We start from the raw sequence: 21,783 nt of genomic DNA, 5'->3' as shown, positions 1-21,783 counted from the left end.
AACAAATTGTCTCAATTCGCCATGCCGGCATTGAGCCAATCACCCGCGCCTCTAAAAATAATATTCAGGTGATCCATGAAGATGAAAGGCATCCGTTGGTGGATGGTCAGCCTCGTCACGGCTGGGCTCGTCGTTAACTACCTCGCCCGCAACACCCTCTCGGTGGCTGCCCCCACCTTGATGACCGACCTCTCCATCACGACCGAGCAATACGCCAAGATCGTCGCCGCCTGGCAGGTGTGCTACGCCCTCATGCAGCCGGTTGCCGGCTGGTTCATCGACTTCATCGGCACCAAACTGGGTTTTGCCGTGTTCGCCATGGCCTGGTCGGTGGCCTGTGCCGGCGCGGCTTTGGCCACGGGCTGGCAGAGCATGGCGTTTATGCGCGGCGTGTTGGGCATGACCGAGGCGGCCGGCCTGCCTGCCGGCGTCAAGGCCACCACCGAATGGTTCCCGGCCAAGGAACGTTCGGTGGCCATCGGCTGGTTCAACATCGGCTCCTCACTCGGTGCCTTGCTGGCGCCGCCCCTGGTGGTGTGGGCGATCCTGCACAGCGGCTGGCAGCTTGCCTTCGTGATCGTCGGGCTATCTGGCATCGTCTGGACCGTGCTGTGGATGCTGTTCTACAAGCACCCACGCGATCAGAAGCGCTTGAGCAGCGACGAACGTGACTACATCCTTTCTGGCCAGGAAGCGCACTTCAAGGACGAGAAACGTGAGAAGGGCGCCTGGAAGCGCATCTTCAAGACCCGCAACTTCTACGCCATCGCCTCGGCGCGCATTCTTTCGGAGCCGGCCTGGCAGACCTTCAATGCCTGGATCCCGCTGTACCTGATGACTGAGCGGCACATGAACATCAAGGAAGTGGCGATGTTCGCCTGGCTGCCGTTCCTCGCTGCCGACATCGGTTGCGTGCTCGGCGGTTACCTGAGCCCGTTGTTCCACCGTTACTTGAAGGTGTCGTTGTTCACCTCGCGCAAGATGGTGCTGGTGTTTGGTGCCAGCTGCATGATCGGCCCGGCGTGCATCGGCCTGGTGGAAAGCCCGTATACCGCGATTTTGCTGCTGTGCATTGGCGGTTTTGCGCATCAGACGCTGTCGGGGGCGCTGTACTCGATCACCTCGGACTCGTTCAGCAAGGATCAGGTGGCTACCGCGACAGGCATGGGCGGGATGTGCGGTTACCTGGGGGCGGCAGTGTTTACCCTGGTGTTCGGGATTTTGGTGACGCAGATAGGCTACAGCCCGCTGTTCGTGGTGCTGGCAGCGTTCGATATCATTGCGGCGGTGCTGGTGTGGAAGGTCGCGCGCGAGGTACGGGGTGAGCCGGTGGCGCGTCAGGGCGTGGCCACTGGCGAAGTGCTTGTTTAAAGCTTGAGGTCGTGGGGCCGCAGAGCGGCCCCAATACAGGCAACCCGTTTACAGCGCCCGATACTGCATCCTGAACCCCAAGCTCATCGCTTCACCCTGCTGCAGCAACCGCAACCCTGGTCGCCCTGGCAGGTGATGCGCGTTGATCGGGTGGCTGACCGGCTCGAAGCAGAAAAACGCCTTGCCCGGTGGGCAGAACAACAGGAAGTGCTCGCAACCGCTGGCAGTGCATTGCAGGGCATAGCCCGCGCTGGGCTGTTCGATCACGCAGCTGCCAGGCCAACCGCCGAATGCATGATCCACCCCAGTCGCTGGCAGCGCGCCAGGTGCCTCGAAGCGCCACTCTAGCGGCACCGCTGCCCGGCACGATGGCAGCCGGTCTTGTTCAGCCAGCCACACATGCTGCGCCGCAGCGCTCAGGCGAGTGTCCGGGTAGCGCGGGAAATAAGGATGCAGCCCCAGCCCATACCAGGTGGCCGCTCGATCCAGGTGGGTCACATGCAAGTCAAGGTTCAGGCACCCCGCCTGCAGGTGCACATCCAGCGTCGCCCGGTAGGCAAATGGCACCTTGCTGTCGAGCGTCAGCCGGGCACGGCGCTCACTGTGGTGGTCCACCTGCCAGGCCTGCTGCCAGGCCGTGCCATGTATCGGGTAGGCGTCATGTGCGGTGTTGGGCGCCAAGGCCAGCCAGCCCTCGGGCCGTGCGAAACCACCTTCGGCAATCCGGTTGGACCAGGGCGCCAACGGGTAGCAGGCCAGTTGCCGCGGCGTACCGCTGGCCAGCGCGGCCTGGTCGGAGTGGCGCAGCAGCGCCTGCCCGGTCGCCTTCACTTCCCAGTTGATCAGGCTGGCGCCCAGTTCTGGCGCCAGGCTCAGGCGGGTCAGGTGGTCTTGCAGGTGCAGTTCGGTGACAGCCATCAGCGGCTCCTTTCAGAAGGGTTTGCTCAGCTAGCCCGGCGGTAGGTCAACAGTACGATGCCGCACACCACCACGGCCCCACCCATCAGTTGCCAGGTACTCAAGCGCTGATCGAGCAACGCCCAGCCCAGCAGCAGGGTGGCGATCGGTTCGATGTTCATCACCGGTGCGTTCTGCGCCATGTTCAGCCGGGGCACACAGACAAACAGCAGGGTGAAGGCCACGCCATACAGCACCACCAGGCTGGCCAACGCCGCCCAGCCGCTGGTGCTGGCGGGCAGCGACAGCCCGGAAGGCATCACGCCGCTTACGCCTGCGACCAGCATGCTGGAGAACACGATCAGCAAGGTCAGCAGGCTGCGTACCGGGCCGCGCACGGCGGCCAGTTTGTGATCGGTAATCCACAGCGCGCAGGCGAAGGCACACGCGGCGCAGAAGGCCAGGCTGACGCCCTGGGCCCAATGCGGGTTGGCGTCGGCGCTGTCGGCCAGCCGTGCCGGTACATCCAGCGCCAGCACCAGGCCGCAGAGAATCAGGCCCATGAACAGTACGGTGCGGCCCGTCGGGCGCGCACCGCCCAGCGCCCACGTGAGCAGCGCCAGCAACATCGGGAAGGTATTGCCCACCAGCAGCGCCAGTGCCACCGGGATGCGCGCCACCGCCGAATACAGGCACAGGCTCTGCGTGGCGATCAGCAGGCCGAGCAGCAGTTGCCAGCGCCGCGTACCCGTCGGCAGGCCCAGTGCCTGGCGCTGCCACAGCAGCAGGCAGGCCAGGACCAGAAAGGTGATGCCTGAGCGGCAGAGAATCGCCAGCAGCACGCCGGTGCCGTCATCGAAGGCGATGCGCGCGGCAACGTGGTTGGCGGCGAACGAGCATGCCAGCAGCGCCAATAGCGCAATCGCCAGCTTGCGAGGAAAGAGAGTTGGGGCAGAGGAGGGAACAGCCATGTGCAGGATCCATTTGCAAAAGAGGATGGGGCCGCAAGCGGCCCCATTTGGCTTTACAGCACCACGCTGGGCAGCCAGAGCGAGATGGCAGGGATGTAGGTCACGGCCATCAGTACCAGGAACAACGCCAGGTAGAACGGCAGCAGCGCCTTCACCGTCGACTCGATGCTCACCTTGCCGATGGCCGAGCCCACGAACAGCACCGCGCCCACCGGTGGCGTGATCAAACCGATGCCCAGGTTCACCAGCATGATCATGCCGAAGTGCACCGGATCCACGCCGATGCCATTGATCACCGGCAGCAGGATCGGCGTCAGGATCAAAATCAGCGGCGCCATGTCCATCACCGTGCCCAGCAGCAACAGCATGAAGTTGATGCACATGAGGATCACGTAACGGTTGTCCGACAGGGTCAGGAACGTGGTGGTGATCTTCGAGGGGATCTGCATCAGCGTCATCACGTAGCCAAAGCTTGCGGCAAAGCCGATCAGGATCATCACGATCGAGATGGTGCGTACCGTGCGGTGCATCAACTTGGGCAGGTCACGCCATTTGTAGTCGCGGTAGATGAACATGGTCACGAAGAACGACCAGACCACCGCCACGGCGGCCGACTCGGTCGCGGTGAACACGCCCGACAGAATGCCACCGAGGATGATGACCATCGCCATCAGCCCCCACAGCGCCTCACCGGCGATTTTCAGCGCCTGGCGCAACGGAATGACTTCGCCTTTGGGGTAGTTGCGCTTTTTCGCGAAGATCAGGCACAGGCCCATCATCACTGCGCTCAGCAACAGCCCGGGCATCACCCCAGCCATGAACAGCGAGGCGATCGACACCGTGCCACCCGCCGCCAGCGAGTACAGCACCGAGTTGTGGCTGGGCGGGGTCAGCAGTGCCTGCACCGAGCCACTGACAGTCACGGCGGTGGAGAACTCACGCGGGTAGCCTTTGCGCTCCATTTCCGGAATCAGCACCGAACCCACCGACGCGGTGTCGGCCACCGACGAGCCCGAGATAGCGCCAAAGAACGTCGAGGCCATGATGTTGACCAGCGACAACCCGCCCCGCACGAAGCCCACCAGCACCCCGGCGAATGCCACCAGCCGCCGGGACATACCGCCCTCGGCCATGATCGCGCCGGCCAGCACGAAGAACGGAATCGCCAGCAGCGAAAACTTGTTAACCCCACTGGAGACCTGGATCATCATCGCCTGCAGCGGGATATCGATCCACCAGGCACCGATCAATGCCGACAACCCCAGTGCATAGGCCACCGGCATGCCCAGCAGGATGAGCGCGATGAAACTGCCCAACAGAATGAACGCATCCATTTACGCAGCTCCTTCGCTTTCTTCAGCCAGGTCGAAGCGCACCACCTTGCGGTTGCTTTGGTCGCCCAGCAGGAGTTTTTCCACCACAAAAATCAGTGTCAGTACGCCACCCACCGGGATCGGCGCATAGGTCATGCCCACGCGTACCCCTGGCAGAGAGGCCAGCGACTGGTTCCAGGTGGTGATGCACAGTTTGGTGCCGTAGTAGGTCATGAACACGCACACCACGATCATCAGCAGTTGCACCAGCAGCGAAACCAGCTGGCGCTGCAGGGGTGGCAGGCGGTCGGTGATCATCGCCACCGCCATGTGCGCGCCAGCCCGGTAGCTGGCGGCGGCACCGACGAAGGTGAACACCACCATCAGCAGGATCGAGACCGGCTCCGGCCAGCTGGAACCGGTGCCCAGCACGTAGCGGGCGAAGATGCCCCACGGGATGATCAGCGTCATGGTCAGGATCGACAGGCCCGCGATCCAGATGCAACTGCGGTACAGCGTGTCGTTCACGTTCAGAAATAGCGATTTCATAGGCATCACCAAAGCGACAGGGCGGCGGGCGCCGCACTGCCGAGGTCGTCTTGGAAGGGGCCGGTATTACTGGACGGCGTCGATACGCTTCATCAGGTCGGCGTAAGGCGCGCCGTACTTCTCGCGTACCGATGCGGTGGCCTCGAAGAACGGCTTCTTGTCGACGGTGATGAACTCGACACCGGCAGCCTTGAGTTTCTCTTCACTGGCAGACGACTTGGCGTCCCACAGTGCACGTTCTTCCATCTGCGCTTCACGCGCGACTTTCTTCACCAGGGTCTGCTGCTCAGGGGTGAGCGTGTTCCAGGTGGTCTTGGACATCACTACCGGCTCAGGCAGGATCAGGTGCCCGGTGAGGGTGTAGTACTTGGCGCTCTGGAAGTGATTGTGCTCAAGCAGGGTGGGCGGGTTGTTCTCGGCGCCGTCGATCACGCCAGTCTGCAGGGCGCTGAAGATTTCGCCGGTGTCCATGGCGATGCCGTTGCCACCCATGGCGTTCATCATGTCGATGAACAGCGGGTTGCCCTGCACGCGAATCTTCATGCCCTTGAGGTCTTCGAGGCTGCGTACTGGTTTTTTCGTGTAGATTCTGCGCGAACCGCCATCCATCCAGGCCAGGGCTACCAGGTTGAATTCGGAGTGGGTGATCTTGTCGAGGATTTCCTGGCCGATGTCGCCGTCGATGATCTTGCGCATGTGCTCATGGTCGCGGAACACGAACGGCATGTTGAACACGTTCACATCCGGCACTACCGGGCCGACGATTCCCAGGCTGACGCGGGTCATCTGCACGGCACCGATCTGTGCCTGTTCGATCACTTCCTTCTCGGAGCCGAGCACCCCACCGGCGAACATCTTGAAGGTGATCTCGCCATTGCTGGCGGCTTCGAGCTTCTTGCCCATGTTCTGTTCGGCAACCACGGTCGGGTAGCCGGCCGGGTGAATCTCGGCGAACTTGATGTCCAGCGCAAAGGCTGGCATCGACACGCTGAAGGCGAAAGGGAGTACGGCAAGGAGCAGCTTGCGTTTGAACGTCATGATGAAACTCCGTGGTTTTTATTATCCGGTTTCGTGTGTGCAAGTGTGCGTGGCAGAGCGGGCGTTCAGCCCCGGTAGGCAGGTTCCTCCAGGCCTTTGATGCCAAGCTCGAAGGCAAATACCCCGCCGGCCAGCGGCTGGTCGCAGAGGTCGATGCCCGAAGGGCGGATCGAGGTGACGAACAGGGTGTCCAGGTTGGCGCCGCCAAAGGCGCACATCGCCGGTTTCTTCACCGGCACGCTGAGTGAGCGATCGAGGCGGCCTTCGGGGGTGAAGCGGTGGATCTGGCCGGCGTCGTTGCCACAGATCCAGTAGCAGCCGTCCTGGTCGATGGCGGCACCGTCGGGGCGGCCGGGGAAGGCGTGCATGTCGACGAACAGGCGCTTGCTGTGGGGCGTGCCGCTGTCGATGTCGTAGTCGAACACCCAGATCTTCTGCACGTTGGGGTGCGAGTCCGACAGGTACATGCGTGTGCCGTCGGGACTGAAGGCCAGGCCATTGGGCACGATCATGCCGTCCTGCTGCAGGTGCAATTGCCCTTCGCCGTCATGCCGGTACAGCGCCCCGACATGGGCACCTTGTGACATGTCCATGAGCATGGTGCCGGCCCAGAAACGGCCCTGGCGGTCGCAGCGCCCATCGTTGAAGCGCATGCCGCCCTGGGCATGTTCGACGGCACTGAGCAGGCGGCTGTCGAGGCTGCCATCGGCGTTGGCTTCGAGCTGGAAGATGCCGCTTTCCATGCCCGCGACCCACCCCTGTTCGGTGCGGGCGATGCAGGCGAGCATCTCGTCGCCTTGCCAGGTGTTGTGAGCGCCGTTGGGCTGCCAGCGGTGCAATGTGCGGGCGGGGATGTCGACCCAGTAAAGGGCCTGTTCGATAGGGTGCCACACAGGGCTTTCGCCGGTACCGTTGCGGGCGTCGACGATCAGTTCGCAGTTCATGGCCGTGCCTCCTGGCGCGCTGGGGTCAGTTGAACGGTCCGGCCACGGCGAAGGCGCCGCCCTGATAGACCATGCTCGGGTCATCGGCGGCAGGCGACGGCTGTGCCTCGACCGCTTCGCGGAACACCTCTGAGGTGTCTTTAGGCGCATAGCCCAGGTGCGCGGCATGGCGGTTGTCCCACCACACAGTGCGGTTGTCGGAGGCGCCATAGACGATGGTGTGGCCGACGTTGGGCGTGAACAGCCCGCGCTCGATCAGTTGCACCAGGTCGTCGTAGCTCAGCCAGGTGCAGAGCATGCGCGGGTTCTGCGGTTGCGGGAACGACGAGCCGATGCGGATGCTCACGGTCTCGATGCCATAGCGATCGAAGTAGAAGCTGGCGACGTCCTCGCCGTAACATTTGGACAGCCCGTAGTAGCTGTCGGGGCGGCGCGGGGAGTGGGCGTCGATGCGCTCGTCCTGGTGGTAGAAACCGATGGTGTGATTGGAGCTGGCGAAGATGATGCGTTTGACGCCATGTTTGCGCGCCGCTTCGTAGACATGGAACACGCCGCAGATGTTGGGGCCGAGGATGTCTTCGAAGGCATGTTCGGTGGACACGCCGCCGAAGTGGATGATGGCGTCCACGCCTTCGACCAGTGCGTGGACGGCAGCCTTGTCGGCGAGGTCGCAGGCCACCACCTCTTCATGCGGGCCCGCGGCAGGTGGCATCGGGCTGATATCGGAAAGGCGCAGGACCTCGGCGTAGCCTTGCAGGCGTTCGCGAAGGACCTTGCCCAGGCCGCCTGCGGCTCCGGTGAGCAGCAGGCGATTGAGGGGAGTAATGGTCATGGCCGGCTCATTGTTGGTTGTTGTAGGTTGTCGTATGACTTGGCTGAATTATCGGCAGCGGGTTCCAGAGTTGTCAATGTTAATTCTGTGACCCTGTGTGCCTCATTGCGGCAAACCCGCACCTACAGGCTTCACGCGGTCCGTGTAGGAGCGGGCTTGCCCGCGATGGGCCGCAAAGCGGCCCCCTCTTACAACAATGACAACGGATAGTTGAAGATCAACCGGTTCTCATCAAACTCGTTGTTGCTGTAGTCCCGGCGAATGCTCGAGTTGCGCCACTTCACGCTCAAATCCTTGAGCGCCCCGCTCTGGATCACATACGCCAGCTCCGTCTCCCGCACCCACTCTTTGCCATCGGTAACCGCCCCTGCGTGCACGTCCTGCCCACTGATGTACCGGTTCATCAGCGTCAACCCCGGCACCCCGACGGTGACGAAGTTGAAGTCATGTCGCACTTGCCACGAGCGCTCGTTGGCGTTATCGAAACTGGAGTTGTAGCTGTCGTTAGCCAGCGTGCCGCCGCTGGTGCCATTGACCCGCATCCAGGTATCGCCATCAACTTTTTGCAGGCCGACCCAGAAGGTGTTGCCGCCATACTTGGCCGAGAACATCCCCGAATAGGTCTTGTTGTCCAACTGCCCGGCACGCTCGGAGCCGTCTTCATTGCCATGGAAGTAGCCAAGGTTGGCACCCAGGGTCCAGTCACCCAAGGGCTGGCTGTGGCTCACTTGCAAGTACTGTTGCTGGTAGACGTCCTTGAGCACTGCGTTCCACAGCCCGACCAATGTGCGGTCCTGGTTGAACTTGTATTCGCCACCGACGAAGTTGAAGCGGTCCGAAAGCCCACCGCCGTAGCTCATGTCGTCCATGCTCGCGTCGTTGCGCGGGCTGTTGCCACGGAACTGCCCGCCATACAGCGTCAGCCCGCGGATTTCGTTGGAGGTGACCTGCCCCCCGCGGAACGTCTGCGGCAGCGAGCGGCCGTCGTCGGAGCGCAGGATCGGCAGCACCGGCATCCATTCGCCGATCTTCAGCTCAGTCTTCGAAACCCGCGCCTTGCCCGCCACCGCCAGGCGCCCGTAGTCATCGGCCGGCCGCCCATCGTCGTGGCGCGGCAGCAGCCCGGTGCCGTAGGTGCCGCCACCGCCATCGAGCTTGACCGACCACAGCCCCAGCACATCCACGCCGAACCCGACCGGCCCTTCGGTGAAACCCGAACGCGCATCGAGGATAAAGCTCTGCGTCCATTCCTCAGCCTTGCTTTGCGGGTTGCTGGGGTTGGTGAAGTTGCGGTTGATATAGAAATTGCGCAGGCCGAGCGTGGCCTTGGCATCCTCGACAAAGCCCGCCGCCACAGTGGTGCCCGGCAGGCTGCCGAGCAGGCCGACGCCGAGCAAGGCAAAGGGGAGGGTTTGGCAGATTTTCATTATTGTTGTGCTCCGCAAAAGGGTGTGGCGGCCCGTCCACCGGGCACGCGCGAGCGGCCTGCGGCAGGGGCGGGTGGGTAACGGGCCGGTCAGGGCCAGGGAGGGTGAAACGGGCTTACGGCGCTGTGGCCGCAGGTGACGAAATTGGGAACGGTGAAACGTGGGGGGATAGCGCGATTGATGTCGACATGGCGATCGTCCACTGATTGTTGTTTTTGTTATGCGTTGTCGTACAACTGTGGCGATTTTTATCAAGTGGTGGTGGGGATGTCAACGCTTTGTGGTGCGATGAAGGCGAGATCACTGAGTCATACGTAGGCAGGCGTGCATGAATTTTCTGATAGGCCGCCTAACGATCAAGATCGTGTACGCGCGCTTTATTTTAATTCCAGTATTCTGTGTCTAAACTAATATTATTCAATATAAGGCACAAAATTTTGCTTCTAAAGAAATTGATCGCACTGAGGCCAGAGTACTACTATGTTGTGTATTAAGTGGATTTCATGGGTTTAATGCACGTTATGCTGGATTTAAGCCTCAGCAAGCCGAGTGAGGTCGTAAAACGTCTTTGCGAACGTTTGCGCACCGAGCGGCTAGCGCAGCAGATGACGCAGGCGGATGTGGCTGGCAGGGCTGGTATCGCTACCAATACCGTGTCCAATCTGGAGGCTGGGCGTAATGTCGGCTTTGAGAACCTGGTCAGGGTGGCCATGGTGCTAGGGCGCGGCAAGGAGCTGGAAAGCCTTTTCTTGCCCAAACTGGACAGCCTCGCTGACCTGCATCGCTATGAGCAGAGTGCCAAGCGGCAGCGTATCAGGAGCAAGCACGACAATGCTTGAGCAAGTGCGCATCTATTATCAAGGCTGGGGTGAGCGCTGGCTGTGGGGCACACTCGTGTCCACCACAGCCGTCTCTAGCCGTCCGCAGATAGTGTTCGAGTACAGCAGCGAAGCGAAGCAGCGTGGCCTTGAGTTGTCGTCGTATGCCATGCCATTGCAAGGTGATGCGTTGCGTAGAGGCTTCCCGGCCCATCAGTCCGGTTTGCCGGGGCCTGTCTACGATGCGATGCCAGATGGCTGGGGCATGCTGCTGATGGACCGCCTCTTCAAGCGCCGTGGGCTCAACGTTGCTCGCGTAGGGCCGTTGGAGCGGTTGGCTTACATCGGCAATAACGCCATGGGGGCCCTTTCGTTCGAGCCCGTTGCGGCCGAGGGGCTGCAACCGCAGGAGCATATCCCGCTCGACGTGCTGGCCGCCGAGGTACAAGAGGTGCTCAAGGGGGACGGAGGCGCGTTTCTGCAGAAGCTGTTGCTGGTGGGCGGCTCCCCTCAAGGCGCGAGGCCTAAAGCCTTGGCCTATCGCGATCCATACACCGGGGCCTTCACTACCGTTGCCAAGACAGGTCTGGAAGCGTGGCTGATCAAGTTCCCGGCGCGAGAAGAGCACCCAGAAGTCTGCGCCATTGAAATGGTCTATGCCGAGTGCCTGCGTCAGTGCGGCATCCCGACGCCGGATACCCAGCATTTCAGTTTGCCAAATGGGCTGGCGGCCTTCGCCAGTCGACGTTTTGATCGCCAGGGTGATCTGCGTGTGCCGATGCAGAGCCTGGCGGCCTATACCGGTGCCGACTTCAGGTCACCCGGTGCGCTGGATTACATCAACTTCTTGCGGGCGACTCATCTGTGCACCAACGACCTGCGAGAGAAAGCGCGAGCCTTTGAGCGAGCGGTGTTTAACGTGGTGTTCAATAACCGCGATGACCATCCCAAGAATTTTTCTTACGTGATGTCTCGGGCAGGCGAGTGGAAACTGGCACCCGCGTATGACGTGACGTTTTGCGAAGGCCCTGGCGGCTATCATCAGATGGATGTGATGGGTGAGGCCTTGGCGATTGACCGCAAAGCGATACTGGCCCTGGCAAGCGAAGCAGAAGTTACGCCGGCGTCCGCCGCCGCCATCATCGACCGTATATGCGCTGCAGCCAGCCAGTTCACGAGCATGGCCGAGCGTATGTACCCGCAGATGATCACCCAGGACACGCTGCAAACCGTGCAAGGCCGTATCGACGAAAACAGTGCGCTGCTCCAGTCGATGAGTTGATGCAGCCGCAAATGCTTTTAAACTTAGAAACGGTCTCGCCCTCGACCACGTCTCTGGGCGCCCCAGTACGGCACATCGATGCCTTGGTGGCGAGGGCGAGCCCTTTACTTAAGTCTCGCAAACACCTTCGCCAGCTTCTCTACCGCTAAACGCATCTCGCCAGGCGTCAGCGCCGCGAACCCCATTAACAGGCCTGCGTCATTCCTCGGCGATGCATACAAACTGCCGAGCCCCAACAGGTCGATCCCCACCGCATTCGCCGCCCTGACCACGGTATCTTCTGGGAAATCCTGCACGAAATGGCAGGGTATCTGCAGCCCTCCGGCCGGAATGGTAGGCGCCAGAAACGCCCCCAGGTGCTTGTGCACCAGTTCGGCGAGCATGTCCCGGCGCGCGGCATACAGCGCCCGCATGCTCCGCACATGCGCCGTGTAGTGCCCACCTTCCATGAAGCGCGCTAGGGTCAGCTGGGCAATGGACGCCGTATGCCCATCCTGCAGCGTGCGTGCACAGGTCATTGGCGCGACGAGAGCAGGCGGCAACAGCAAGTAGCCGATGCGTAGCCCGGCGAACAGCGACTTGGTGAAGGTGCCGATGTAGAGCGTCCGTTGATGCGGGTCCAGGCCCTGCACGCAGGCCGTCGGCCTGCCTTCGTAGTGGAACTCGCTGTCGTAGTCATCTTCGATGATCCAGGCGCGTTGCTGCCTTGCCCATTCGATGGCCTGCAGGCGCCTGTCCAGCGATAACGTCGCGCCGGTGGGGTATTGATGAGACGGCGTCAGAAACACCGCCCTGGCATTGGTCGCCAGCCTGGCCATGCTTTCCACCTGCATGCCGCCTTCGTCCACTGGCACGGGTACGCTTTCCAGGCCTGCGGCGGCGACGGCTTTGCGCGTGCCTTGGTAGAGCGGGTCTTCGACCAACACCTGATCGCCCGCATCCATGAGCACCTGCGCGCACAGGCCAAGCGCCTGCTGTGAGCTGGTGAGTATCAGCACCCGATCAGCAGACGCCTGCGCCCCGCGTTCAAGGTTAAGGTAGTCAGCGATCGCACTGCGCAGGCAGGCCATGCCCTGTGGCGCACTGTGCTCCAATGCCTGGGTGCCGTATTCCTTGTACACCTGGCGCTCCAGCTTCTCCCAGATCGCCAGGGGAAAGTGCCGGGTCTCGGCGACTCCGGGGGCGAATGGGCGGGGCGCTTGAAAGTTGTGCACGCCTCCGCTCTGCAGCACCGCTATCGCTCTGCGACTCAACTGCGGTGGCTCATTGCACAGAACCTCGTGTTGGCGCTTTCGCCGCGGCAGGTGCCGCGCGCGTTGCGACACGAAGCTTCCACTGCCCACGCGCCGTTCGATGAAGCCCTCTGCGTGCAGCTGGCTGTAAGCCGCCTCCACGGTATCCCGCGAGACGCCCAGCGACTGGGCCAGTGGCCGGGAAGCCGGCAGTGACTTGCCGACCGGCAATGCACCATCAAGGATCAATTGGCGAATCGCCCGCTGGATCCGCACATGCAGCGACAACGCCCCATGGGCTGGGTCGCTCATCCAGGCTTTGACCGATTGCAGCTGGGCATGCTTGAACATTGGTCTGGTTCACTTGTAGAAAGTGGCGGGGATATTCAAGCCATTCTATCGCTATAAATGCACCTGTTTTCAGACCATTCCCACATTGAAAGGGGTTTCACGATGACAGTTGCACAAACATTGGTTTCGGTTCGTGAGTTGGAGCAGAGCGATTTTCCACAATGGTCCGCCTACTGGGACCAGTACCAGGCGTTCTACAAAGTGGAACTGAACAAGGCCACGACCGAGCTGACCTGGGCCCGTTTTTTCGACCCGGCAGAGCCCGTGCACTGCGCCGTCGCCACGGACGGTGAGCGCATCCTCGGTTTCGTCCATTTTGTGTTCCATCGCTCGACCTGGGGGCGTAACGACTTTTGCTATCTGGAAGACCTGTACGTCTGCCCAAGTGCGCGAGGCAAGCAGGTTGGCAAGCAGTTGATCGAGTTCGTTCAGGGCCAGGCGCGGGAGAAACAGTGCGATCGGCTGTATTGGCATACCCAGGAAACCAACCAGACGGCACAGCGGCTGTATGACTGGATCGCTGAAAAGCCGGGAGTGATCGAGTACCGCATGGCGCTGCCTGCGTAGGGCACTGAGGCCCCAATCGGCTGCATGCGTTTCCGGACTGCTACAAGATCAAACTGCGTAGCAGTGGCTACCGGTTGGTTTACCAGGTGATCGACAATGAGGTTGTCGCCCTTTGGGCTGCATAAGCAGCCGGCCTGCCAATCCTGTGGGAGCGGGCTTGCCCCGCGAATGGGGCCACGCGGAGTATGGCACCGGCTTCGCCGATGTTCGCGGGCCAAGCCCGCTCCCACAGGCCCCTGCTGAATCACTAATAGATGCGTTGTTCTACGAATGCGGTATTGCCGAGAACGCGGGTTGAAAATGCCTGGGTTGTTATTATTGGTGTATCCAGAACTTGTAAAAAAGCCACTCATGCCTTGTCGGCGTGAGTGGCTTAATGTGATACCTGTTATGGCTGGGAAGGGCTGATGATTAAGTTAATCCCAGCTCAACGCCCCACCCGTCTGATACTCGATCACGCGGGTCTCAAAGAAGTTCTTCTCCTTCTTCAAGTCCATGATCTCGCTCATCCAAGGGAACGGGTTGGTGGTCCCTGGATATTCTTCTTTCAGGCCAATCTGGGTCAGGCGACGGTTGGCGATGAACTTGAGGTAGTCCTCCATCATCGCTGCGTTCATGCCCAGTACACCGCGCGGCATGGTGTCGCGGGCGTATTCGATCTCCAGCTGGGTCCCTTGCAGGATCATCTGGGTCGCTTCTTCCTTCATCGAGGCATCCCACAGGTGCGGGTTCTCGATCTTGATCTGGTTGATCACGTCGATACCGAAGTTCAGGTGCATCGACTCGTCACGCAGGATGTACTGGAACTGCTCGGCAACGCCGGTCATCTTGTTACGGCGGCCCATCGACAGAATCTGGGTGAAGCCGCAGTAGAAGAAGATGCCTTCCAGAACGCAGTAGTAAGCGATCAGGTTGCGCAGCAGCTCTTTGTCGGTTTCCGGGGTGCCGGTGTTGAATTCCGGGTCGGAGATGGCGCGGGTGTACTTCAGGCCCCAGGCGGCTTTTTTCGCGACCGACGGGATCTCGTGGTACATGTTGAAGATCTCGCCTTCATCCATGCCCAGCGACTCGATGCAGTACTGGTAGGCGTGGGTGTGGATCGCCTCTTCGAAGGCCTGGCGCAGGATGTACTGGCGGCACTCCGGGTTGGTGATCAGGCGGTACACGGCCAGGGCCAGGTTGTTGGCAACTAGGGAGTCGGCGGTGGAGAAGAAGCCCAGGTTACGCATGACGATGCGGCGCTCGTCTTCGGTCAGGCCGTCCTGGCTTTTCCACAAGGCGATGTCGGCGGTCATGTTGACCTCTTGCGGCATCCAGTGGTTGGCGCAGCCGTCGAGGTACTTCTGCCAGGCCCAGTCGTACTTGAACGGTACCAGCTGGTTAAGGTCGGCGCGGCAGTTGATCATGCGCTTTTCGTCGACCGCGACGCGGGCGGCGGAGCCTTCCAGCTCGGCCAGGCCTTCGGCAACGTCGAGGGCGTCGAGGGCGGCTTTGGCGCGTTTTACGGCTTCGGAGTCAGAAGCGGTAGCGGCACGGGCTTCCAGGGCGGCGGCACCGCCGGCGCTGTCGAGCTTGTCGAGGGTGGCAGCGGCGTTGGCCTGCGCAGGGGTGTTGCCTTTGGCGGCTACTTCGCCGTCTTCCTTGTCGAATTCGTCCCAGCTCAGCATGGTTTGGCTCCTGCTTGAGGGTCGCCCTCAGGCAACCGGTTGGATTTTAAGAATGTGATGCCTGACGCAAGGCCGTTACGGCGAATGGACAGCTCGAGAGGCTGACTCTCGTTACATCGGGATGTGCTTGTGCCTGGCCAGGCCTCGGGGAGGGGCCAGGACAATTGAATGGTGCCCTTTTCAGAGGGGGCGCAGTATACCGGAATTCGCCTTCGATCGGGGCGCGAGTCTGGCCGGCGAGGGTAACTTTTTCGACCGGTTTTGCGCGCATCCGTTCACAAAGCTTGTATCGTTCGTTCGGGCAAGAGTGTAGCCGCTAAACGCCTGCTTGGCACTATATATGGTGGTTTTTTATTTTGGCGGCACAGCATGTGGGGTTTTTTGGGCTTATGCAGGCGCGGCCTTGTGTCGCGAAAAGGCCGCAAAGCGGCCCCAGCAATTCGCGTTAGCTGCACCGCTTGCGCAGGGTCTCGACCACATGTGTCTTGGGGTGCTTGCGTGCTACTTCGACCGAGGTAAAACGGCCGGTTTCTGCATTGCGACCAATCTTGCGAGTTGCCACTTTTTTCCGCGCCATGGGGTACGTCCTTTTTTGAGAGGTCCTGCCCTTTTACCGAGCCGCGCGAGCGGTGGGCAAAGGGCAAGGCTTCTCTGGAACGCGGATACAAAAATGCCGCAAGGGGCACCCGTGAGCACCCCTTGCGGCATCAGGCCTTACTGGCAGGCTTCGCAGTCAGGCTCGTCGATCGCGCAAGCCTTCGGCACAGGGGCCGGGCCGGCGGCCTGGACCGGGGCGCTGTCGCCGCCGCTGGAAACGGCGTTGAGCTTGCCGGTGTTGATGGTCGACTTCTCGGTGCTGGTCGCGGCCAGGGCACGGAGGTAGTAGGTGGTCTTCAGACCACGGTACCAGGCCATGCGGTAGGTCACGTCCAGCTTCTTGCCCGAAGCGCCAGCGATGTACAGGTTCAGCGACTGGGCCTGGTCGATCCACTTCTGGCGACGCGAGGCGGCATCGACAATCCACTTGGTCTCGACTTCGAACGCGGTGGCGTACAGGTCTTTGAGCTCTTGCGGGATACGCTCGATCTGCTGGACCGAACCGTCGTAGTACTTCAGGTCGTTGATCATGACCGAGTCCCACAGGCCGCGGGCTTTCAGGTCGCGAACCAGGTACGGGTTGATCACGGTGAATTCGCCCGACAGGTTCGATTTCACGTACAGGTTCTGGTAGGTCGGCTCGATGGACTGCGACACGCCAGTGATGTTGGCGATGGTGGCGGTCGGCGCGATGGCCATGATGTTCGAGTTACGAATACCTTTTTGTACGCGAGCACGCACCGGCGCCCAGTCCAGGGTCTCGTTCAGGTCGACGTCGATGTACTTCTGGCCACGGGCCTCGATCAGGATCTGTTGCGAATCCAGCGGCAGGATGCCTTTGGACCACAGCGAACCCTGGAAGGTCTCGTAGGCGCCACGCTCGTCGGCCAGGTCGCAGGACGCCTGGATCGCGAAGTAGCTGACCGCTTCCATCGACTTGTCGGCGAACTCGACCGCAGCGTCGGAACCGTAGGCGATGTGCTGCAGGTACAGTGCGTCCTGGAAGCCCATGATGCCCAGACCGACCGGGCGGTGCTTGAGGTTCGAGTTACGCGCTTGCGGCACCGAGTAGTAGTTGATGTCGATCACGTTGTCGAGCATGCGCACGGCGGTGTTCACGGTGCGTTGCAGCTTGGCGGTGTCCAGCTTGCCGTCGACGATGTGGTTCGGCAGGTTGATCGAGCCCAGGTTGCAGACCGCGATCTCGTCCTTGTTGGTGTTCAGGGTGATCTCGGTGCACAGGTTCGAGCTGTGGACCACGCCCACGTGCTGCTGCGGCGAGCGCAGGTTGCACGGGTCCTTGAAGGTCAGCCATGGGTGGCCGGTCTCGAACAGCATCGACAGCATCTTGCGCCACAGGTCTTTGGCCTGGATGGTCTTGAACACCTTGATCTTGTTGTACTCGGTCAGGGCTTCGTAGTACTCGTAGCGCTCTTCGAAGGCCTTGCCGGTCAGGTCGTGCAGATCAGGCACTTCCGACGGCGAGAACAGGGTCCACTTGCCGTCATCGAAGACGCGCTTCATGAACAGGTCTGGGATCCAGTTGGCGGTGTTCATGTCGTGGGTACGACGACGGTCATCACCGGTGTTCTTGCGCAGCTCGATGAATTCTTCGATGTCCAGGTGCCAGGTTTCCAGGTAGGCACACACAGCGCCTTTGCGCTTGCCACCCTGGTTGACCGCAACGGCGGTGTCGTTGACCACTTTCAGGAAGGGTACGACGCCCTGGGATTTACCGTTGGTGCCCTTGATGTAGGAGCCCAGTGCACGCACAGGGGTCCAGTCGTTGCCCAGGCCACCGGCGAATTTCGACAGCATGGCGTTGTCGTGGATCGCGTGGTAGATGCCCGACAGGTCGTCCGGCACGGTGGTCAGGTAGCAGCTGGACAGCTGCGGGCGCAGGGTACCGGCGTTGAACAGGGTCGGGGTCGAGGCCATGTAGTCGAAGGACGACAACAGGTTGTAGAACTCGATCGCACGGGCTTCTTTGTCTTTCTCTTCCAGCGCCAGGCCCATGGCCACACGCATGAAGAACACCTGTGGCAGCTCGAAGCGCACGCCATCCTTGTGGATGAAGTAACGGTCGTACAGGGTCTGCAGGCCCAGGTAGGTGAACTGCTGGTCGCGCTCGTGGTTGATCGCCTTGCCCAGTTTTTCCAGGTCGAAGTCGGCCAGGGCCGGGTTCAGCAGCTCGAACTCGATACCTTTGGCGACGTAGGCTGGCAGCGCCTTGGCGTACAGGTCAGCCATCTCGTGGTGGGTGGCGCTGTCGGCAACGCTGAGGAAGGCCAAGCCTTCGGCACGCAGGGTGTCCATCAGCAGGCGGGCGGTGACGAACGAGTAGTTCGGCTCGCGCTCGACCAGGGTACGGGCGGTCATCACCAGGGCGGTGTTGACGTCCTTGATGGCCACGCCGTCGTACAGGTTTTTCAGGGTTTCGCGCTGGATCAGGTCGCCATCGACTTCGGCCAGGCCTTCGCAGGCTTCGCTGATGATGGTGTTCAGGCGTGCCATGTCCAGCGGCGCCAGGCTGCCGTCGGCCAGGGTGATGCGGATGCTTGGGTGCGGCTCGACCACGGCGTCGGTGTTGGCGCGGGTGGCGCGCTCTTTCGCCCGCTGGTCGCGGTAGATCACGTAGTCGCGGGCGACTTTCTGCTCACCGGCACGCATCAGGGCCAGTTCGACCTGGTCCTGGATTTCTTCGATGTGGATGGTGCCACCCGATGGCATGCGACGCTTGAACGTGGCGGTGACCTGCTCGGTCAGGCGCGCGACGGTGTCGTGGATGCGCGACGAGGCGGCGGCGGTGCCGCCTTCAACTGCGAGGAACGCCTTGGTGATGGCCACGGTGATCTTGTCGTCGGTGTAGGGGACGACAGTGCCGTTACGCTTGATCACGCGCAGTTGGCCGGGCGCGGTGGCAGCCAGATCCTGGTTGGAATCGGCGGCCTGCGGCACCTGGGCCTGCGGGTTCTCGCGAGTTGTGTCGGTTTGCATGGGTGGGTGTCTCCACAGTTTCTATATTGTACAGGCGCCTTTTGGGCGCCCACCGTTCCGTCCACTTGCTCGATCACCCGTGCGGGGGATGCGTCATGCGCACGCATCCGCCCGCTCGGGCGTACCGACTTCGGGACAGACTCAGGAATAAGGGGCAATAGCTTGCCGCTCCCTGGCCGAAGTCAAAGGCTTTGGGCAGTACCCAAAAGCTGTTGCAGTTCAGTAGTCCGCTGGAGCGGTATGGCTGGTCAAATCACCTGAAGTTCAACCGGAAAATCGAATAATTTGCCGGGTTGACTTTTGTGTGTGATTTTGCACGAACCCCAACATGTAGTGGTTCGCTGCGATCGGGATACAAGATAATGCGGTATCAGGGTCTTTGCAAGGCGAGCGCCTGTGGATAAGTTGTGCGTACTTTGTGGGTATGGCCTGTAGGCCTTGTGCCAAGTGGTTTGCAGTATTTTTCTTCGGCGCGCTGCCCCACGGCAGAATTTTGAGGGCGCGAACCCTACCACAAAAAACGGTTCAGTCCAGTGGCTTGTGAGGCACGGCAGGTTGGTTGGCAGTGCCTGGGGCGGGACGTACTATCGGCGATAGAAGAACAACAATTGAAAGGCAAAAGCCATGGACCAACCCACACCGCGCATCCTTATCGTCGAAGACGACCAGCGTTTGGCCGAGCTCACCGCCGAATACCTCCAGGCCAACGGCTTCGATGTCGCAGTCGAGGGCGATGGTGGCCGCGCCGTGCGACGGATCGTCGACAGCCAGCCTGACCTGGTGATTCTCGACCTCATGCTGCCCGGTGAAGACGGCCTGAGTATCTGCCGTCGGGCGCGCAGCCACTACGCAGGCCCGATCCTCATGCTCACCGCCCGCAGCGACGAGCTCGATCAGGTCCAGGGCCTGGACCTGGGCGCCGATGATTACGTCTGCAAACCGGTGCGCCCGCGCGTGTTACTGGCCCGTATCCAGGCCTTGCTGCGGCGCAGCGAAGCACCGGAAAGCAAGCGCCAAGACCTGGCATTCGGCCCGCTGCACATCGACAACCGCCTGCGCGAAGCCCGGCTTGGCGAACAGCTGATAGACCTGACCGGCGCCGAGTTCGACCTGCTCTGGCTGCTGGCCAGCAATGCCGGCCGGGTATTGTCGCGCGAACAGATCTTCACCGCCCTGCGCGGTGTCGGCTATGACGGCCAGGACCGCTCCATCGATGTGCGTATCTCCAAGATTCGCCCCAAGATCGGCGACGACCCGATCCACCCACGCCTGATCAAGACCCTGCGCAGCAAGGGCTACCTGTTCGTCGGCGAGGCGCCATGAACAACTCGATCTTTCTGCGCATCTATGGCGGCATGCTCGGCGTGCTGGTGCTGGTGGCGCTGCTCGGCGTGCTCAGCCTGCACCTGGTCAACGAAGTGCGCGCCGCCCAGCACCGTGAGGGGCTGGCCCAGGGCACCTTCAGCCTGATGGCCGACAACCTGGCCGGGCAGAACGACACCGAACGCAAGCGCTCGCTGCTGATGTGGGAGCGCTTGCTCGGTGTGCCGCTGGCGCTGCAACCGATGTCGGCGCGTACCCTCGACGGTGGCCAGCGTGCCCGTTTGCATCGTGGCCTGGTGGTGGTCGAGAAGACCGGCCCGCACGCCGCACAGGTGCTGCGCAAGGTTGGCCGCGAGGATGTGCTGCTGGTGGCCCAGGTCAAACAGGTCAGCGAGCAACTGGCGCGGGCTACCCTTTATCTGTTGGCTGACGAACTGGTGCGCTACCCGGTGACCGAGCAGCAGCAGCGCCTGGCGCAGATCAAGCAGAGCAAGGGCTTTGGCTTTGATATTGCCCTGCAGCGCCTGGAGCGGGTCGGCCTGGACGACGACCAGCGGCGTCGGGTCGAAGAGGGCGACACGGTCATGGCCTTGGGCAAGGATGGCGATTCGATCCGGGTGTTCTCGGGCCTGTCGGGTTCGCCCTGGGTGCTGGAAATCGGGCCATTGCATCAGCTCAACCCGTACCCGCCGCAGTTGTTGATTCTGATCGCCTTCCTCGGGCTGTGCCTGATCGGGCTGGTGGTGTACCTGCTGGTGCGTCAGTTGGAGCGGCGGGTGTCGGGCCTGGAAATCGCCGCCACGCGTATTGCCCAGGGCAGCCTGGACACCCGTGTACCGGCCGGTGACGCCGACTCGGTCGGGCGCCTGGCCGCAGCATTCAACGGCATGGCCGAGCACCTGCAGCGCTCGTTGACCATGCAGCGCGAGCTGGTGCGGGCGGTGTCTCACGAGCTGCGCACACCGGTGGCGCGGCTGCGTTTTGGCCTGGAGATGATCGAGACCGCGAGCACCGACCAGGCCCGCGCCAAGCACCTGGCCGGCATGGATGGCGACATCCAGGACCTGGACAAGCTGGTCGACGAGATGCTGACCTACGCGCGCCTTGAGCAAGGCGCGCCGGCCCTGAAGTTTCAGCGGGTCGATCTCGACGCATTGCTGGACCGGGTGATCGAAGAACTTGCGCCGCTGCGGGCTGAAATCAAGGTGGTACGCGGCGCCTGCCAAGGCGCTGAATCAGATGGCGCCTGGGTTGAGGCCGAGCCGCGCTACCTGCACCGGGCCCTGCAAAACCTGGTGAGCAACGCCATGCGCCATGCCGAGGGCGAGGTGCGCCTGAGTTACCAGCTGGGGCAGCAACGCTGCAGGGTCGATGTGGAAGATGACGGGCCGGGTATCCCGGAAGGCGTCTGGGACCGCATCTTCACGCCCTTCACCCGGCTCGACGACAGCCGCACGCGTGCCTCGGGCGGGCATGGGTTGGGCCTGTCGATCGTGCGGCGGATCATCTACTGGCACGCAGGCCGGGCCACGGTAGGGCGCAGCGAGGCCCTTGGCGGCGCCTGCTTCAGCCTCAGCTGGCCACGGGCACAGGCGCCGCAGTGAGGG

At 61.9% G+C, this 21,783-nt stretch carries 17 protein-coding genes and 1 pseudogene; 7 read left to right on the top strand and 11 right to left on the bottom strand.

Annotated elements, in window-relative coordinates; all coding sequences use genetic code 11:
• The first annotated feature begins 75 nt into the window (after positions 1 to 75).
• Positions 76 to 1,371 (top strand): MFS transporter, encoded by a 1,296-nt coding sequence (locus ACSSU5_RS04735; protein ID WP_492560705.1) that lies wholly within the window; start codon positions 76 to 78, stop codon positions 1,369 to 1,371.
• 48 nt (positions 1,372 to 1,419) lie between these two features.
• Here the strand turns inward: ACSSU5_RS04735 and ACSSU5_RS04730 are convergent, their stop codons facing one another.
• The 8 genes from ACSSU5_RS04730 to ACSSU5_RS04695 form a co-directional block, all read right to left on the bottom strand.
• On the bottom strand, positions 1,420 to 2,289 hold the full coding sequence (locus ACSSU5_RS04730; protein ID WP_492560704.1) for an aldose 1-epimerase: 870 nt from the start codon (positions 2,287 to 2,289) through the stop codon (positions 1,420 to 1,422).
• 26 nt (positions 2,290 to 2,315) lie between these two features.
• Complete coding sequence (locus tag ACSSU5_RS04725) at positions 2,316 to 3,239, bottom strand: EamA family transporter (protein ID WP_492560703.1); 924 nt, start codon at positions 3,237 to 3,239, stop codon at positions 2,316 to 2,318.
• 53 nt (positions 3,240 to 3,292) lie between these two features.
• On the bottom strand, positions 3,293 to 4,573 hold the full coding sequence (locus tag ACSSU5_RS04720) for a TRAP transporter large permease (RefSeq protein ID WP_492560702.1): 1,281 nt from the start codon (positions 4,571 to 4,573) through the stop codon (positions 3,293 to 3,295).
• Entirely contained in the window at positions 4,574 to 5,101 is a 528-nt protein-coding gene (locus tag ACSSU5_RS04715) for a TRAP transporter small permease (RefSeq protein ID WP_492560701.1), read from the bottom strand.
• A gap of 66 nt (positions 5,102 to 5,167) precedes the next feature.
• A complete protein-coding gene (locus tag ACSSU5_RS04710) occupies positions 5,168 to 6,139 on the bottom strand; it encodes a TRAP transporter substrate-binding protein (RefSeq protein ID WP_492560700.1) in 972 nt (323 codons plus the stop codon).
• Positions 6,140 to 6,204: 65 nt separating this feature from the next.
• A complete protein-coding gene (locus ACSSU5_RS04705) occupies positions 6,205 to 7,083 on the bottom strand; it encodes a glucurono-1,5-lactonase (RefSeq protein WP_264311932.1) in 879 nt (292 codons plus the stop codon).
• A 25-nt stretch (positions 7,084 to 7,108) separates the two neighbouring features.
• Positions 7,109 to 7,915 carry an NAD-dependent epimerase/dehydratase family protein gene (locus ACSSU5_RS04700; RefSeq protein ID WP_264311933.1) on the bottom strand — a complete coding sequence of 269 codons (807 nt, stop codon included), beginning with the start codon at positions 7,913 to 7,915 and terminating at the stop codon, positions 7,109 to 7,111.
• A 188-nt stretch (positions 7,916 to 8,103) separates the two neighbouring features.
• On the bottom strand, positions 8,104 to 9,342 hold the full coding sequence (locus ACSSU5_RS04695) for an OprD family porin (protein WP_492560699.1): 1,239 nt from the start codon (positions 9,340 to 9,342) through the stop codon (positions 8,104 to 8,106).
• A gap of 521 nt (positions 9,343 to 9,863) precedes the next feature.
• On the opposite strand from ACSSU5_RS04695, the gene ACSSU5_RS04690 reads away from it, so the two are divergent.
• Positions 9,864 to 10,181, top strand: a complete 318-nt coding sequence (locus ACSSU5_RS04690; protein ID WP_264313876.1) for a helix-turn-helix domain-containing protein — start codon at positions 9,864 to 9,866, stop codon at positions 10,179 to 10,181.
• Positions 10,174 to 11,442 (top strand): type II toxin-antitoxin system HipA family toxin, encoded by a 1,269-nt coding sequence (locus ACSSU5_RS04685; RefSeq protein ID WP_492560698.1) that lies wholly within the window; start codon positions 10,174 to 10,176, stop codon positions 11,440 to 11,442. The genes ACSSU5_RS04690 and ACSSU5_RS04685 overlap by 8 nt, the downstream gene beginning before the upstream one ends.
• Before the next feature lie 104 nt (positions 11,443 to 11,546).
• Here the strand turns inward: ACSSU5_RS04685 and pdxR are convergent, their stop codons facing one another.
• Positions 11,547 to 13,025, bottom strand: coding sequence for a MocR-like pyridoxine biosynthesis transcription factor PdxR (gene pdxR / locus ACSSU5_RS04680; RefSeq protein ID WP_492560697.1), 1,479 nt, complete (start codon positions 13,023 to 13,025; stop codon positions 11,547 to 11,549).
• A 102-nt stretch (positions 13,026 to 13,127) separates the two neighbouring features.
• Between pdxR and ACSSU5_RS04675 the strand changes: the two genes are divergently transcribed.
• Positions 13,128 to 13,592: a GNAT family N-acetyltransferase gene (locus ACSSU5_RS04675; protein ID WP_492560696.1), complete on the top strand. Its 465-nt coding sequence runs from the start codon at positions 13,128 to 13,130 to the stop codon at positions 13,590 to 13,592.
• 14 nt (positions 13,593 to 13,606) lie between these two features.
• Positions 13,607 to 13,717: pseudogene (locus tag ACSSU5_RS04670) on the top strand (type II toxin-antitoxin system mRNA interferase toxin, RelE/StbE family); the annotation flags it as partial.
• Between the two features lie 291 nt (positions 13,718 to 14,008).
• Here the strand turns inward: ACSSU5_RS04670 and ACSSU5_RS04665 are convergent.
• Together ACSSU5_RS04665 and ACSSU5_RS04660 are read right to left on the bottom strand one after the other, a co-directional pair.
• The gene (locus ACSSU5_RS04665; RefSeq protein WP_027594698.1) at positions 14,009 to 15,259 is read right to left on the bottom strand and encodes a ribonucleotide-diphosphate reductase subunit beta; all 1,251 of its coding nucleotides are present in this window, start codon (positions 15,257 to 15,259) and stop codon (positions 14,009 to 14,011) included.
• Positions 15,260 to 15,973: 714 nt separating this feature from the next.
• Positions 15,974 to 18,853: a ribonucleoside-diphosphate reductase subunit alpha gene (locus ACSSU5_RS04660; RefSeq protein ID WP_264311939.1), complete on the bottom strand. Its 2,880-nt coding sequence runs from the start codon at positions 18,851 to 18,853 to the stop codon at positions 15,974 to 15,976.
• A gap of 624 nt (positions 18,854 to 19,477) precedes the next feature.
• Between ACSSU5_RS04660 and ACSSU5_RS04655 the strand changes: the two genes are divergently transcribed.
• Together ACSSU5_RS04655 and ACSSU5_RS04650 are read left to right on the top strand one after the other, a co-directional pair.
• Positions 19,478 to 20,176, top strand: coding sequence for a response regulator (locus ACSSU5_RS04655; protein WP_264311940.1), 699 nt, complete (start codon positions 19,478 to 19,480; stop codon positions 20,174 to 20,176).
• The gene (locus tag ACSSU5_RS04650) at positions 20,173 to 21,780 is read left to right on the top strand and encodes an ATP-binding protein (protein ID WP_264311941.1); all 1,608 of its coding nucleotides are present in this window, start codon (positions 20,173 to 20,175) and stop codon (positions 21,778 to 21,780) included. The genes ACSSU5_RS04655 and ACSSU5_RS04650 overlap by 4 nt, the downstream gene beginning before the upstream one ends.
• The last annotated feature ends 3 nt before the right edge of the window (positions 21,781 to 21,783 follow it).

Source organism: Pseudomonas sp. E1MeOHC2 (assembly GCF_058745025.1).
The sequence above is the reverse complement of the archived record's forward strand: the minus strand, read 5'-3'. Positions and strand labels throughout refer to the sequence as shown.